This is a genomic window from Streptomyces asoensis (assembly GCF_016860545.1).
Taxonomy (GTDB): Bacteria; Actinomycetota; Actinomycetes; order Streptomycetales; family Streptomycetaceae; genus Streptomyces; species Streptomyces asoensis.
In genome coordinates this window covers 1,715,814-1,730,286 of sequence record NZ_BNEB01000002.1, presented here as the reverse complement: position 1 = coordinate 1,730,286, position 14,473 = coordinate 1,715,814, and the positions used below count along the sequence as shown (strand labels likewise).

Sequence of the window (14,473 nt, the reverse complement as noted above, 5' to 3'; positions counted from 1 at the left end):
CGCAGTGACCGTGGACACGCCCTCCCGCCGGTCGCCGCGGGCACGGGGCGGCGGTGTTCCGGCTACGGCCGGGTGCGGTCCGGCGTCGGGAGGTCCTGCGTCCGGCGCAGCAGGGCCGCGCCCAGCGGGGTGAGGGTGTGGAGCACCGCCGGGCCGACCTGACTGCTGGTCGTCAGCCCGGCGTCCCTGAGCACCGAGGCGTGCCGGCTGGCGGCGGAGAGCGAGACGCCTGCGGCGCGGGCGAGCTCCCCCGTGGTGAGGCCGTCGGCCACGCATCGCAGGACACGGGCCCGTGTGGCGCCGAGCAGGGCTCCCAGGGGCGCCTCGCCGACCCCGGGCGGGGCCTGCGGCGCCGTCGGGTGGTTCAGCGGGTACGACATCACGGGCGGCAGGTCGGCGTTGGCCAGCGCGACGGGTGTCCCGCAGGAGAAGTACGTCGGTACGATCCGGAGCCCGCGTCCGCGCAGGTACAGGTCGCGGTCGTTGCGGTAGTCCACTTCGAGGACGGGTCTGCGCCAGCGCATCCGGGGCCCGAGGCCTGACAGCAGCCCGTCGATCCCGTCGGTCAGCAGGGCCCGGCCGAGCAGGCTCCGGTTGGCGATGAGCCCGCCGTCCATGTGCTCCGCGAAGGGCGCGACCGCCACGGCGTGGAACCGGCGGATCAGGTCGGTGAGTTCCCTGCGCTCGGCCGCTTGTCCCAGCCGAGGGGCCCAGGAGGGCACACCGCGCACGCGGTCGAGGAGCGCGACCTCGTCGAGAATCTCCCGCCGGGGCTTGCCCAGGATGCCGTCGAGGCCCGCGTCGAGGCCGCCCTCGGACTCCGGCGGGGTCAGGAAGTCGGGCAGGTACGGCCCGAGGGGGTACAGGGCGAACAGGACCTCCCGCACGGGGCGCGCCAGTCCGGCCGCCCCCAGCTCGGCACGGACCGTGCGGTGCCAGGCGGCGAACCGCCGGCGGCCGAAGCGCGACTGGAGACGGTGCAGCGTCGCGAGCACTTCCCACAGGGGGTCCGGCTCCGTGGCGACCCGCACACGGGCCAGATCGGCGTCGGTGAAGTGAATACGGAGCACGCGGCTCCCCCCGGGGATCTCCCTGTTTGCGCTCAGCCGCAAGAGTGTGTCGCCCCTGACGGGACCCTGCAAAGGTTCCGCCAGGCCAAGTAGTTCCCGTGGCCTGAATCAGACGGTCCGCCGTCGCCCGAACCAGGAGGGATTTCCGTGACCTCGAAGAGAGCCCGGTTCGCCGCCTGCACCATCGGCGCCCTGACCGCCGGCGTCCTCGCGCTGAGCGCCACCCCGGCATCCGCGAGCGGGACCTACAGCGGCCTGGACTACGTCTACGGCGGCGGGGTGTTCGCCGACGACTGGGACAACGAAGGCATCGTGGACACCGGGCACAACAAGCAGTCCAACGCGACCTGCCTGTGGCAGAAGATCCTGTGGGCCGACGGCGAACTCGCCGCCTCCGGCATCGACGGCGACTTCGGGAGCAACACCGCGGCGGCGACCGCGAGATGGCAGACCAAGTTCCAGGTGGGCAGCGACGGTTCGGCCGGTCAGAACACCTGGACCGCGGCCGGCAACTGGCTGCGCAACTCCGACTACGGCACGAGCGGCAACACCGTGGCGTACTACATCGGCACCAGCCACGTGATCAGCGTCTCGCGCGACAGCGACGGCTACTACCACTTCACCGACGGCGACGGCAGCGGGCGCATCGCGGGCTACAACTACCGCACGTGCAGCTGACACCCATACGGGCGGTGTGTGAGGGAGACTCGGGGGAGCCTCACACACCGCCGTCTCCACCCGCCCCCGACGGGACGCGGGACACACCCCGCGCAAGGTCGGGGCCGGGCAAGGGCAAGTAGTCCGGTGCTAGCCGATCAGAGTCCGCTTCGGGCGGACCACGCAGAACTCGTTGCCCTCGGGGTCGGCCAGCACCGTCCAGGACTCGGCGCCGCTCTGGCCGACGTCCGCCCGGCGGGCGCCGAGCGCGAGGATGCGCTCGATCTCCGCCTCCCGGTCCTCGGCGCCGCACGTCAGGTCGAGATGCAGTCGGTTCTTGACGGCCTTCGGCTCCGTCACCGGCATGAAGCAGATGCCCACCGGCGCCGTCTCCTCGGGCCCGATGACGATCTCGCGCTCCCGTTCGGACAGGACGCGCCAGTGCAGTACCTCGGCCCAGAACCGGGCGAGCGCGGGCAGATCGTGGGCATCGATGACGAGGTGGTGCAGCGAGACGGGCATGACGGCCAGTGTGCCCGGCCTTCGCGCGCGCCGCCCTCAGTCCTGTCCGACACGGGCGAGGAAGAACTCCCGGACGTCCTCGGCGAGCAGTTCCGGTACCTCCGTCGCGGCGAAGTGGCCGCCGCGCTCGAACTCCGACCAGTGCCGGATGCGCCGCCGGCGCGTGCGTGCGCCGCGAACCGGATCCCGGCGACCGCCGCCGCAACGTCGTCAGCCTGACCCCCGCCGGCCGCCGGCGCCTGGAGCGTCTCGACACGCTCGTCGCGGACGCCCAGCGCGAACTGCTGGCCCCCCCTCGCCCCGGAGCAGCAGCGCGAACTGGTCTCCCTGCTCACCCTTCTGACGGAACATCACCGGGCCTCGCACCCCGGCCCCGACGACGCCGGGTAGCCGTCGGGCAGGCAGACCGGCGGCCGGGGTGTCGTGGGGGCCCGTCGCGCGGCGGGCCCGGCGCGCCGGCAGCCGCGGCTCAGCCGGCCGGTGACGGCGTCCGGCTCCCGGCCACGCCCCAGCGGTCGAGCGTCCCGCTCTCCTCGTCGTAGGTGAGCCAGGTCCCGTCGCCCAGCGGGCGCACCCCGCCCGTGACGGGGCCCGACGGATACGCGACCGCCTCGCGCGTCTCCAGGGTGCGGGCGTCGAGCAGCCAGTGGACGGCCTGTTCCGGGTCCTCGTCGTCCCCGACCGTGCCGGCGATGACGGTGTCGGCGTCGACGAAGCCGCCGCCGTAGTCCCAGGACAGGTCCTCGTCGCCGGCCGGGCCGGGCTCCCGCTCCGCGAGCACGGTGCCGTCCAGGGCGTGCAGTTGCAGGTCCGCCCCGTAGTGCTCGACGGTGAGGAACCCCGGATGCCCCGCGTGGACGTCCGTGAGGATGCGGTCCATGGTCACGTTCAGGTCCCAGCCGGTCAGCCGCTCGCCGTCCAGGCGGGCCCAGTGCAGCAGGATGCCGTCCTGGCCCATGCCGACGCACAGGCCCATGTGGACCCCGTCGGGGTGGGAGAGGTGGTGCGAACCGGCGGCGGCGCCGTCGAGCGGCAGACCGGCCAGCTCCCGCCCGTCGCGGGCGTCGAGGACGACCCAGCGCTCCGCCCCGTCCTCCGCGTCCGCGCCGACGACGTGCGCCCAGACCAGCCGGCCGTCGTCGGAGATCCGGCAGGAGCCGTGTTCGAGGCCGCGGCACACCTCCTGCTCGTCCCCCGTGTGCGGGTGACCGATCTCGGGACCCCAGCAGCCGTGCCGGTACTCCCACAAGGTCTGTCCGCCGGACCCCACGGCCCTCACCGCCCGCTGGCCCGAGAACACCGCGAACGAGCCGTCGGGGCCGACCGAGTGGACTCCGCGCTCCCAACCGGGCCAGGGACAGGGGAAGACGGCCATCGGCGCGCGTTCCCCGGCGAAGACCTGGTGCAGGTCGTGGACCTCCAGCTCGTGGCCGTTGCGGAGGAGAGCGCGGCACTGCGTCGCCCCACGGCTCTCGAAGGCGAAGCCGTTGACCAGCGCGCGTCCGCCCGGCAGCTTCACCGAGTCGCGCAGTTGTGCGGTGATCGACATGGCCCGAAGGTAGCGGAGCCCTCCGGTCACATTCTCCCGGCGGGGTCCGTCAGTGGAGCAGCACGCCGGACACCCGGCGTCGGACCGAAGAACGAAACAGGCGAGAAGCACGAGAAGGACGGGCCATGCTGAAGAACATCATGTACGTGACGCTCTATGTCACCGACCAGGACCGCGCGCTGAGGTTCTACACGGAGCAGCTGGGTCTGGAGAAGCGCGTCGACCATCCGGGTCCCGAGGGACGCTTCCTCACGGTGGGCGTTCCCGGCAGCCCGCTGGAGATCGTCCTGTGGCCGCACGCCGCCGCCGCGGGGCAGCCGGGCAGCACGACCGCCCCGGGGCCGGTCTTCCTCGAATCGGACGACCTGCGCGCGGACTTCGAGGTCCTCCGCGACCGCGGGGTGCCCTTCGACCGGCCCGAGCCGGAGGACTACGGCTTCGGGATCCGCGCCGAGGCCGTGGACCCCGACGGCAACCGGATCTCGCTGCGTCAGCGGGCGGCACGGCAGAGCAGCGACGGCTGACCGCGCGGCGCGACGGTCCGCCGGGCTCCCGGGCGATCGGCCGGTCCGCACGGCGGTGAACACGCCGACGGCTCCCGCCCTGGCATCAGGGGGGAGCCGTTCACGCGCCACGCGCCTCGGCGCGCGCACCGTCAGCGCGTCATGTCATGCGTGCCGGTGGGAGTGCCGGTTGCCGGTGACGAGGCGGTAGAGGGCCAGCAGGATGAAGGAGCCGACGATCGCGGCGATCCAGGTGGACAGGTCGAAGAACCCGTCGATCGAGTCGACACCGAAGATCACCTTGCCCAGCCAGCCACCGAGCAGACCACCGGCGATGCCGATGAGCATGGTGATGATGATGCCGCCGGGGTCCTTGCCCGGCATCAGGGCCTTGGCGATGGCCCCGGCGAGCAGGCCGATGATGATCCACGCGATGATGCCCATGATGCGTCTCCGCTTCGTCTTGTAAGGACAGTGTTAGGTTCTCGTGTGCACCGTCCGCGTCCGAACAAACGTGTCCGGGCCAAGTCAGTTCGCGGAGCCGGGAAAGAGGGCGGCCCCCGCCCCGGGGCGGAACCCGTCCGGTCGGGCCCTCAGCGGGGCAGTTCGATCTGGTAGCGGATGAACCCGCGGTTCTCGGCGACCTTGTCGTAGAGGCGCCGGGCCGTGGTGTTGGACTCGTGGGTGTTCCAGTAGACGCGGCAGCAGCCCTGGGCCCGCGACCACTCGGTGACGGCGGCGATCAGCGCGCGGGCGACACCCTGGCCGCGGACTTCCGGCGCGGTGTAGAGGTCCTGGAGGTAGCAGACGTCCGGCCCCGAGGTGTTGGGGTGGACGAAGAAGTGGGCGATGCCCACCAGCCGGTCGTCGAGCCTGGCCCCGAGTGCGTGCACGCGTGTGCCGGCCCGGAAGTCCCGCCACGCCCGCTCGTACATCTCGGGCGGCTCGACCCGCTGGTAGAAGTCGATGTAGGCGCGGAACAGCGCCTCCCAGGCCTCCCGGTCGGACGGCAGGAGCTCGCCGGTTCGGATCATGTGGTACCCCCAGGTGGACGGTGATCGCCGGCATCACATCCAACCAGTCGGCGTCACCGGTTCGGCCGCCGCGGCTTCAGCCGCCGCCGGTCCGGTCGTCGTTGGGGCGGGCGAGCCCGTGGTCGTAGGCGAAGATCACGGCCTGTACGCGGTCCCGGGCGCCGATCTTGGCCAGGACACGGCCCACATGGGTCTTGACGGTGGACTCGGACAGCACGAAACGGGCCGCGATCTCGCCGTTGGTCCAGCCCTTGCCGACGGCGACGAGGATCTCGCGTTCCCGGTCGGTGAGCGAGCCGAGCCCCGGGTCCTCGGCGGCGTCCCGGCGCGCGGGCACGTAGCGGGCGAACTCGTCCAGGAGGCGGCGGGTGAGGGCGGGCGCGATGACGGCGTCGCCCACGGCGACGGCGCGGATGCCGGCGAGGAGTTCCTCGGGGCGCGCGTCCTTGAGGAGGAAGCCGCTGGCACCGGCCCGCAGGGCGGCGTGGACGTATTCGTCGAGGTCGAAGGTGGTGAGTACGAGGACGCGTGAGCGGCCGCCGGCGGCGGCGATGCGGCGGGTGGCCTCGATGCCGTCCATGCCGGGCATGCGGACGTCCATCAGGACGACGTCCGGGCGCAGTTCGGCCGTCTTGCGGACGGCCTCGGCGCCGTGGACGGCCTCGCCGACGACGTCCGTCCCGGCGACGGACTCCAGGAGCATGCGGAAGCCGTAGCGTTGCAGCGGCTGGTCGTCGACGATGAGGACGGTGGTCACCGGGCACCGCCCTGGGGCGCCAGGTCCAGGACGGCCTCGACGCTCCATCCGCCGCCCGCCGGACCCGCGCTGACCGTGCCGCCGTACAGAGCCGCTCTCTCCCGCATGCCCACCAGGCCGTGCCCTTCCTCGTTCGGCCGGCCGGACGGTGCGGCCGGGCCGGTGTCCTGGACCCGGACGGTCAGCCGGGCGTCCTTCTCGACGATCGCCAGCCGGACGACGGTGTCCGGGTCGGCGTGCTTGAGGGTGTTGGTGAGGGCTTCCTGCACGATGCGGTACACGGTCAGCTGCACGCCGCTGTCCAGGGCGTCCATGTCCCCCGAGGTCCGGTAGACGATGCCGAGGCCCGCGGCGCGCACCTTGGCGCACAGTGCCTCGATGTCGGGGATGCCGGGCTGCGGGCTGAGTTCGGGCCCCTCGGCCGTGCCGTCCGCCGCCTCGCGCAGCACGCCCAGGACCCGCCGCAGTTCGCCGAGGGCCTGCCGGCCGGTGTCGCCGATGAGCCGCAGGGCCTCCTTGCCGCGTTCCGGGGCGGCGTCGGCGGCGTAGGCGCCGGCGTCCGCGAGCGTGATGATGACGGACAGGTTGTGTCCGACGATGTCGTGCATCTCGCGTGCCACCCGGGTGCGTTCGGTGGCCGCGGCGAGCCTGCTGCGCTGGTCGCGCTCTATCTCCAGCCGGGTGGCCCGGTCCCTCAGCCCGGCGAGCTGGGCCCTGCGGATCCGTACCACCAGGCCGAGCGCCAGGGCCGCGGTCGCCGTGCTCAGCAGGAAGAACAGCCCGTCCCAGACCGACACGGCGGGGGACGCGCGGACCGCGACCAGGGCCAGGGCGCCCGTCATCACCGCGCAGGCCCACGGCAGCTGCCGCAGCCACCCGTGCAGGGCCAGGCTGTAGAGGGCGACGAGAAGGGCGACGTCGGCGCGCAGTGCCGCGCCGATCGCCCACTGGAGGACGAACACCGCCGCTGTCACCCCGAAGGCCACCGCGGGCTTGCGCCGTCGCCACAGCAGGGGCAGCACGAGTCCGGCCTGGAACGCCAGCATCGCGGGGACGGGGAGCCCGGTGAACGCCAGACGGAAACGGCGGGGGCCGTCGCCGTCGTCCCGCACGCCGTGGACGAGGTCCGGCAGGCAGAACATCAGGAAGACGACGACCACGACCGCGGTGTCCAGCACCCACGGCCGGGCGCGGTCGGCGTGTCTGAGCCGCTGGCCGCCCCGGGTGAGCCGGGCGACCAGCGGTCCCATCCCGCTGAGTTCGTCGGTGGTCACAGGTGTCACTCGTCCATGGTGCGGCCGTCAGACGTCGGTGCGCACGAGCCGGTACGCCGCGCCGCCCAGCGCCAGTGCCGTCCAGCAGAGGAGCACCAGCAGTCCGGCGCCCGGCGAGAGGGTGGTGGAGTCGTGGGTGAGGGCGAACATCGCCCCGCCCGCCTCGGACGGCAGATAGGGGCTGATGTCGCCCTGCCAGGAGCTCGGCAGCAGCGAGATCAGTCCCGGGACGAGCATGAGGCCGGCCACCAGTACGGAGATGCCGCCCGCCACCGACCGCAGCAGCGCGCCCAGGGCCGCACCGATCACGCCGACCAGGCCCAGGTAGAGGCCCGCGCCCAGCAGGCTGCGCAGGACACCGGCGTGCGAGAGGTTCATGGCCGCGGGTGTGTCCGAGACGATCCCGCTGCCGATCAGGAAGGCGGCGAACGCGCCGAGCGTCCCCACGGCCAGCGCGACCAGCCCGAAGACGGCCGCCTTCGACCACAGCACGGGCAGACGGCGGGGCACCGCGGCGAGTGTCGACCGGATCATGCCGGTCGAGTACTCCCCCGCCGTGACCAGCACGCCGAGCACGCCCAGGGCCAGTTGGGCGAAGTTCGTGCCGAAGAGGGACAGGCTGACGGCCGTCGAGTCGGCGAAGTCGCGGTCGATGCGGCCGGTGCCGATCCCCGAGCGGTAGCGGCTCGAGGCGATCAGGCCGAACGCCACCAGGAACACCAGGGCGAGGCCCAGGGTGATCCAGGTCGAGCGCAGGGACCACAGCTTGGCCCATTCCGAGGCCAGGACGCGCCGTCCGGTCACCCGGTAGGCGGGGCGGGCGGGCGTGGCCCGGTTCTCCTGGGGGGTCGTGGTGAGGGTGCTCACGCGGGCCTCCCGAGGTTCTCGTCGCCGGTCGTGGTGCCGTGGTACTCCACCGCATCCCTGGTCAGGTCCATGAACGCCTCCTCCAGTGACACCGTCCGCGCGCTCAGTTCGAACAGCGCGATGCCGTGCTCGGCGGCCTTCAGGCCGATCTCGCGGGCGGTCAGCCCGGTCACCTGAAGCTCCTCGGAGCCGATCCGTCCGGTGACGCCGACGCCGGGCCCGGCCAGCACGTCCCGCAGCCGCGCCGGCTCACCGGTCGCCACCCTCACCGTGTCGCCGCCCGCCTCGCGGATCAGGTCCGCCACGGTCGTGTCGGCCAGCAGCCGGCCGCGTCCGACGATGATCAGATGGTCGGCCACCAGTGCCATCTCGCTCATGAGGTGCGAGGACACGAACACCGTCCGGCCCTCGTCGGCGAGCCCCTTGAGGAGGTTGCGGATCCAGAGCACCCCCTCCGGGTCCAGTCCGTTGACCGGCTCGTCCAGCATCACCGTCTGCGGATCGCCCAGCAGGGCCGCCGCGATACCGAGCCGCTGGCCCATGCCGAGGGAGAAGGCCCCGGCCCGCTGCTTCGCCACGCTGCCGAGACCCGCGAGAGCGATGACCTCGTCGACCCGGCTGCCGGGGATGCCGTGGGTGAGGGCGAGCGCCCTGAGGTGGTTGTACGCCGAGCGGCCCGGATGGATCGACTTCGCCTCGAGGAGGGCGCCGACCTCCTGGAGCGGGGCCCGGTGCCGGGCGTAGTGACGGCCGTTCACGGTGACGGAGCCGCTCGTCGGGGCGTCCAGACCGACGATCATGCGCATGGTGGTGGACTTGCCCGCGCCGTTGGGCCCGAGGAACCCCGTCACGGTTCCCGGCTCGACGACGAAGTCCAGCCCGTCGACGGCCGTCTTCTCGCCGTACTTCTTGGTCAGCTGCCGTGCCTCGATCATGCTCGTTCTTCCTGTCGGACTCGGGCGTCCGTCGCCATCGACGCCACACCGGCAACGCTAGGCGCCGATCACCGCGCCGCGGTGGTACCGCAAGGCTGAACCCGGCCGTGCGCGTGGTACCGCGGTACTACGTCCGCGCGCCGCCTTCCCCGGCGTCCCGCCCGGCCCGTCGGCCTCGCACGGGCCGGTCAGGGGGCCTCTTCGCCCTGGGCGACCTCGACCTCGTGGTGGAAGTCGACGACGCCCGCCGCTCCGGCGGCGACGGACAGGACGGTGCAGGCCACCAGGAGGAACGCGGTACGACGGGTGGCGCGCGGGCGCTTGCGGACGGGCGCGAGAAGGGCCGCGACGCGCTGCGGAACGGGTCCGGCCGTCGCCGCGGGCGCGATGTCCGGACGGGTCGAGGGCGAGGTCTGCCCGGCGAGGGCGGCGCGGGCGATGGCCGTGGCGATCAGGCGCCGGTCCCCGGTGACCTCGGCGGCCGCCTCGTCGGCGGCGCGCTCGGCGGCGAGCCGGACGCTGTCGCGCGCGGCGCGCAGGGCGGGGTGGCAGTGGGCGGCGATCTCGGCGGCGGCCAGGAAGTAGTGGTGGCCGGACCGGTTGTGGGCCCGCTCGTGGGCGAAGAGCGCCTCGCGCTCGGCGGGCCCCAGGGTGCGCAGCATGGCGGTGGTGACGACGATGCGGTGGGGGCGTCCGGGCAGGGCGTAGGCGTCCGCGTGGGGCGACTCGACGACGCACAGGTCCCCGGCGGCGGGACGGCGGTCGGCCAGCGTACGGGCCGTACGCAGGGCGCGCGCCTGCCGCAGGGCCGAGCGCACGAGGGTCCAGGCGCTGAGGGTGAGCACCCCCGTGGCCGCCGCGGCGACGGGGACGACGACGAGGTCCGAGGGCGTCCGCAGGGGGTGGACGAGTTCCCCGAGGGCGGCGAGGGCGGGGATCTGGAGCAGCCCGGTGAGGACCAGTGCGCCGAGGGCCGCGACACAGGCTCCGGCGAGGGCCAGGACCGAGGCGGTGACGATCCACAGCGCGGTGGCGGGGGCGAGGCGGTCCAGGGTGCGGCGGGCCAGCGCCGGCGCGAGGAAGGGCAGGACCAGCGGTACGAGCAGCAGGGCGGTCATCACTCGCCGCCCTCCAGGAGCCGCCGCAGGTGCTGCTCGTCGCCGGGGCTGAGCTGGGCGACGAAGCGGGCCAGGACCGTCTCCCGGTCGTCGTCCCGGTCGAGTTCGGTGTGCATGCGCCGGGCCGTCAGTCCGGGGGCGTCCTGCACGGGGAAGTAGGCGTACCCGCGGCCCTGTCGCTCGCGGGCGACGACGCCCTTCTCGTGCAGCCGGGTCAGTATCGTCGCCACCGTCGTACGGGCCAGACCGGAGCCGAGCTCGGCCTGTACCCGGCCCGCGGTGAGCGGGGCTCCGGCCGCCCACAGCGCGGCCATGACGGCGGCCTCGAGCTCGCCGGCCGGCCGCCTCTCGTCCCTCGCGTCCGTCATGGGAACGTTCCTCATTCCGCCATCGTCTACAGTTCAGTAGACCGTCTACAGGATTGTAGTCATCCGTCGGGTGCCGCCTTACCGGTGTCGTCATCGCCTCCGGCGGTCCGGACGAAGGAGGAAGGGGCTCCCCGCGATGGCCACAGCCATGCACCTATCGTCGCAGCTCGTCGCCGAGGTGCCGGAGGCCCGGTCCCCGCTGTTCTCGTCCGGCGTGCCGGGGGTCGATGCGGTGCTGTCCGGCGAGGCGGGGCCGCTGTCCGGCCGGGCGGGGCCACTGCCCACCGCGGCGGGGCCGCCGTCCGCTCGGCGCGGGCAGGCCGGGGCTTCTGCGGCGCGACACACGGCCGTCCGGCCGCCGCGTCCCCTGCGGGTGGTGGCGGTATGAGGGGCGACAGGACCGCCGCCCGGGCGGGCGGCTGCGGCCTCGGCGCATGGGCGGCGTTCGGTCTGCTGACCGCGGTCGTCGTCGGGCATGACGGCAGGCCCCTTCCCGTGGACCGTGCGCTGCTCTCGTGGTCGGTCGGCCACCGGCCGGACGTGGCGCTGGCGTTCGCCCGCGGAGTGACCGCCACGGGGACGGGCGTCGTCCCCTTCGTCCTGGCCGCGGTCGCCGGGGTCGTCGCGGGGCGTACCCCACGGCAGCGCGCGCTCGCCGTCGCGCTCTGCCTGGGCTGTCTGGGAGCGGGCCAGGCGCTGCGGTACGGCGTGATGACACTCGTGGCCCGGCCCCGTCCGCCCCTGACGGACTGGCAGACCCATGCCTCCGGCTGGGCGTTCCCGTCCGGGCACACCACCACCTCGGCGCTCGCCGCGGGACTGCTGATCGTCGCCCTCCGGGTGCGCGGTGCGCGAGGCGGCGCCCCGCTCGCCGTGGCCGCCGGCGCGTGGGCCGCGCTGGTCGGGCTGACCCGCGTCTACCTCGGGGTGCATTGGTTCAGCGACGTCGTCGGCGGCTGGCTCTTCGCCGCCGGCTGGCTCGGCGTGTGCCTGTACGCCCTGGCCCGCCGGCGGCCGGGTGCGGAACCGTTCCACGGTGTGACGGCCGCAGGCGGCGGCACGGGCTCCGGGCCGCCCCGGCCGCCCGGCCCGGCGGGCCCGGAGGGCCCGGCACAGCAGCGGACGGCGGCCACGGCGCAGCACCAGACTGCGGGCGCGACTCAGGGGCGTACGGCGGCCACGGCGCAGCACCAGACTGCGGGCGCGACTCAGGGGCGTACGGCGGGCACTGCGCAGCACCGGACTGCGGGCGCGACTCAGGCCCGGACCGCGGGCGCGGCGTAGCACCGGACGGCAGGCCCGGCACAGCCGCGGACGACGGGCACGGCGCAACACCGCACTGCGGGCGCGGCGCAGCACCGGACGGCAGGCCCGGCACAGCCGCGGACGACGGGCGCGGCGTAGCACCGGACTGCGGGCGCGGCGTAGCACCGGACGGCAGGCGCGGCTCAGGAACGTACGGCGGGCGCGGCTCAGGCCTGTAGGGCGGTGACGGTTGCGCGGCGCCCCGGCCACCGGCGCCGGGCCTGCGGCGCCGGGTCACTCCGTGACACTCACGCCGTCGGATCCCTCCGGACTCCCGGCGGTCCTACGGCCCTGCGCCAGCCGCAGCGTCACGAAGGCGGCCAGTCCGGCCACGACGCCGAAGGTGACGGCGGCGGGCACGCCCTCGCCGAGCCTGGAGAACAGGTGCACCGGCCCCCAGACGCCGACCGTGCCGTCGATCGCCGTCAGCAGCAGCCGGCTCACGAGGAGACCCAGCACGGTCGCGCAGATCGCGCCGGCGACGACCCCCGGCACGGTGGTCCGGGTGAGCATCCCGGGCAGCAGCCGCAGCGCCCACCACACGACGGCCAGCACCAGCGCGTCGATGGCCCGGTAGAGCAGCCAGTCACCGAGCGGAGCGGTCCCCGGTCCGCTCCAGCCACCGAGCAGCAGCCACTGGCGCAGGAGGTCGCCGGGTTCGGACAGCAGCCCGGAGCCACCGAACGAGGTCTGGATCGCCGCGGCCACCCGCTCGTAGGACAGGACCACCAGGGACAGCGCGATCGCCGCGGTGCCGACGCTCGCGGCGAGGCGAGCGGCGCGCGGCGGCACGCTCTGCCGGGCGGCCGGCTCCTCCCCCTTGGCGGTGACGCGCGCCACGGCCACCGTGAGCAGGGCGGTCACCAGCGACACGAACACCACGACCGGTCCGCTCGACGCGGCCACGCCCGCGAGTTGGGGCAGCAGCCGGTAACTGCCGTTGCCCCGGGACGCGATCAGCCACGGCGCGGAGAGCGTGACGGCCAGCGTGCCGGCCACCGGGCCCCAGGCCCACAGGGCGAGCACGGTGGCCGGCGTACGGCCTCGCGTCGGCGGGATGCGGCGCACCAGGAGCAGGGCGCCGGCCACGAAGACGGCGAACACGACCACGAACCTGATCTGCATCCCGGTGCGGTACAGATCTGTGTACCGGGTGGCTGCGCCCGACGCCGGATCGCCACCCGCCGGCCCACCGGGCAGCGAGGGCACCGACGGGTCGTAGGACCACGGGGCGAGCCACCGCCGGAGTTCGTTCATGGAGTCGATGTCGAACACGCCGCCAGCACCGCGCAGTTGCAGGGCCTGCGCGCTCGATCCGGCCCACCACAGCAGCAGTGTGACCAGCAGGCCCCCGACGAGTGCCGGTATCACCGCACGCCGATACGTCATGTGCTCTCCCCCGTACCGCTCCGACCCTGGAGGCCGGCATTGTCATGATCAGGAGAAGAGTAGGACGTGGTCGTCCCGCGCTGCGCACGTGGTGCGGTCGGGCGGGGCCCCGGGAACGGAGCCGCGCCCGGCACGCCGGTCGTCCCGGGTTCAGGTGATCCGCCGGGAGCGGCCGCCCCCGAGGCCCGCGCTGATCGCGGTGCCGGTCCGCCGTACGACGTCGGCCAGCCGCTCCGGACGGCGGGCCGGGCCGGTCGCCGCGAACAGCGCGGCGACCGGGGCGCCGCTCATGTCGTACAGCGGGGCCGCCACGCAGCACACGCCGGGCGTCAGGACGCCCCGGTCGACCGCGACACCGCGCTCCCGGATCGCGCGCCCCTCGCGGGGCCACGAGGCAGGCGTCACCGTGGGCGGGAAGCGGTACTCCGGTGCCGCGGCGAGCACCTTGCCCGCCGCGGTGTACCAGGGCCAGGCCGACCGGTCGCACAGCGCCGGGAGCGCCACGGCGTCGCCGGGCGCCCAGTCCAGGACGAGGGTGCGGTCGTGGCGGAGCACGGCGACCCCGACGGCCGCGCCCGTGACCGCCGCGAGCCGGCGGGCGGGTCCGGCGGCCGCGGCCCGCAGCCCCGGGTGCGGCTGCCACGCGTTGCCCAGCTGGAACATCCGCGAGCCGATCCGGTAGCCGTCCGCGTCCCGCTCCACCGCGCCCAGGCCGAGCAGTTGCTCCAGCAGCCGGTGTGCCGTGGCCTTGGGCAGTCCGCTCTCGCAGGCGAGCCGGGTCAGCCCCGCTCCCCCGGTCCGTTCCACCGCGGCCAGCAGCGCGAACGCTCCCGCGAGCACACTCCGCCCGCCACTGCCACTGCCACGGCCACTGCCACTGTCTTCGCCCGCCGCGATGCGTTCCGCGCCGATACCGGTGCGCGCGCGTACGGATCCTCCGCCGTCCCGCATGATCCCCCCACGTCCCCGATTCCCCGTGTCCCCGGTGCGCCCCGCGCGGGCGCGTGTCGTGGCGCGTCCGGTGGTCGGCCGCCGCGCCGCGCTTCCATGGTGAGAGCCAGGTCTGGGCGAAATGTTGTCAATAGTTTGTCGTCCCCCGCCGAGGACGCTGTCGCTCCCGGTCCG

The 14,473-nt window shown here is 74.1% G+C and carries 16 protein-coding genes and 1 pseudogene; 3 read left to right on the top strand and 14 right to left on the bottom strand.

Annotated features, from left to right (window positions below; genetic code table 11):
• Window positions 1-62 precede the first annotated feature (62 nt).
• Window positions 63-1,070 carry an ArsR/SmtB family transcription factor gene (locus tag Saso_RS10580; RefSeq protein WP_189918876.1) on the bottom strand — a complete coding sequence of 336 codons (1,008 nt, stop codon included), beginning with the start codon at window positions 1,068-1,070 and terminating at the stop codon, window positions 63-65.
• Window positions 1,071-1,217: 147 nt separating this feature from the next.
• Here Saso_RS10580 and Saso_RS10575 point away from each other — a divergent pair, with 147 nt between their 5' ends.
• Window positions 1,218-1,748 (top strand): peptidoglycan-binding domain-containing protein, encoded by a 531-nt coding sequence (locus tag Saso_RS10575; RefSeq protein ID WP_189918875.1) that lies wholly within the window; start codon window positions 1,218-1,220, stop codon window positions 1,746-1,748.
• A 129-nt stretch (window positions 1,749-1,877) separates the two neighbouring features.
• Here Saso_RS10575 and Saso_RS10570 read toward each other — a convergent pair whose 3' ends face one another.
• The 3 genes and pseudogenes from Saso_RS10570 to Saso_RS10565 form a co-directional block, all read right to left on the bottom strand.
• Window positions 1,878-2,249 (bottom strand): VOC family protein, encoded by a 372-nt coding sequence (locus Saso_RS10570; RefSeq protein ID WP_189918874.1) that lies wholly within the window; start codon window positions 2,247-2,249, stop codon window positions 1,878-1,880.
• Window positions 2,250-2,285: 36 nt separating this feature from the next.
• Window positions 2,286-2,399 (bottom strand): annotated as a pseudogene (locus Saso_RS38200) (epoxide hydrolase); the annotation flags it as partial.
• A gap of 319 nt (window positions 2,400-2,718) precedes the next feature.
• Window positions 2,719-3,798 (bottom strand): hypothetical protein, encoded by a 1,080-nt coding sequence (locus tag Saso_RS10565; RefSeq protein WP_189918873.1) that lies wholly within the window; start codon window positions 3,796-3,798, stop codon window positions 2,719-2,721.
• 125 nt (window positions 3,799-3,923) lie between these two features.
• On the opposite strand from Saso_RS10565, the gene Saso_RS10560 reads away from it, so the two are divergent.
• Entirely contained in the window at window positions 3,924-4,322 is a 399-nt protein-coding gene (locus tag Saso_RS10560) for a VOC family protein (protein WP_189918872.1), read from the top strand.
• A gap of 144 nt (window positions 4,323-4,466) precedes the next feature.
• Here the strand turns inward: Saso_RS10560 and Saso_RS10555 are convergent, their stop codons facing one another.
• The 8 genes from Saso_RS10555 to Saso_RS10520 all read right to left on the bottom strand — a co-directional run bounded on the left by Saso_RS10555 (window position 4,467) and on the right by Saso_RS10520 (window position 10,654).
• A complete protein-coding gene (locus Saso_RS10555; protein WP_069773456.1) occupies window positions 4,467-4,745 on the bottom strand; it encodes a GlsB/YeaQ/YmgE family stress response membrane protein in 279 nt (92 codons plus the stop codon).
• Between the two features lie 149 nt (window positions 4,746-4,894).
• Window positions 4,895-5,335 (bottom strand): GNAT family N-acetyltransferase, encoded by a 441-nt coding sequence (locus tag Saso_RS10550; protein WP_189918871.1) that lies wholly within the window; start codon window positions 5,333-5,335, stop codon window positions 4,895-4,897.
• Between the two features lie 76 nt (window positions 5,336-5,411).
• Window positions 5,412-6,092, bottom strand: coding sequence for a response regulator (locus Saso_RS10545; RefSeq protein WP_189918870.1), 681 nt, complete (start codon window positions 6,090-6,092; stop codon window positions 5,412-5,414).
• Window positions 6,089-7,375 (bottom strand): sensor histidine kinase, encoded by a 1,287-nt coding sequence (locus Saso_RS10540; protein WP_372442419.1) that lies wholly within the window; start codon window positions 7,373-7,375, stop codon window positions 6,089-6,091. The genes Saso_RS10545 and Saso_RS10540 overlap by 4 nt, the downstream gene beginning before the upstream one ends.
• 18 nt (window positions 7,376-7,393) lie before the next feature.
• Complete coding sequence (locus Saso_RS10535) at window positions 7,394-8,233, bottom strand: ABC transporter permease (RefSeq protein WP_189918869.1); 840 nt, start codon at window positions 8,231-8,233, stop codon at window positions 7,394-7,396.
• Complete coding sequence (locus Saso_RS10530; protein ID WP_189918868.1) at window positions 8,230-9,168, bottom strand: ABC transporter ATP-binding protein; 939 nt, start codon at window positions 9,166-9,168, stop codon at window positions 8,230-8,232. Before Saso_RS10530 ends, Saso_RS10535 begins: the two co-directional genes overlap by 4 nt.
• A gap of 188 nt (window positions 9,169-9,356) precedes the next feature.
• Complete coding sequence (locus Saso_RS10525) at window positions 9,357-10,286, bottom strand: M48 family metalloprotease (RefSeq protein ID WP_189918867.1); 930 nt, start codon at window positions 10,284-10,286, stop codon at window positions 9,357-9,359.
• Complete coding sequence (locus Saso_RS10520; RefSeq protein WP_189918866.1) at window positions 10,286-10,654, bottom strand: BlaI/MecI/CopY family transcriptional regulator; 369 nt, start codon at window positions 10,652-10,654, stop codon at window positions 10,286-10,288. The genes Saso_RS10525 and Saso_RS10520 overlap by 1 nt, the downstream gene beginning before the upstream one ends.
• Before the next feature lie 384 nt (window positions 10,655-11,038).
• On the opposite strand from Saso_RS10520, the gene Saso_RS10515 reads away from it, so the two are divergent.
• Entirely contained in the window at window positions 11,039-11,938 is a 900-nt protein-coding gene (locus Saso_RS10515; protein WP_189918865.1) for a phosphatase PAP2 family protein, read from the top strand.
• Between the two features lie 255 nt (window positions 11,939-12,193).
• Here Saso_RS10515 and Saso_RS10510 read toward each other — a convergent pair whose 3' ends face one another.
• Window positions 12,194-13,348: a hypothetical protein gene (locus tag Saso_RS10510; RefSeq protein WP_189918864.1), complete on the bottom strand. Its 1,155-nt coding sequence runs from the start codon at window positions 13,346-13,348 to the stop codon at window positions 12,194-12,196.
• Window positions 13,349-13,498: 150 nt separating this feature from the next.
• Window positions 13,499-14,188, bottom strand: coding sequence for an IclR family transcriptional regulator (locus Saso_RS10505; protein WP_229901110.1), 690 nt, complete (start codon window positions 14,186-14,188; stop codon window positions 13,499-13,501).
• Between the last annotated feature and the right edge of the window lie 285 nt (window positions 14,189-14,473).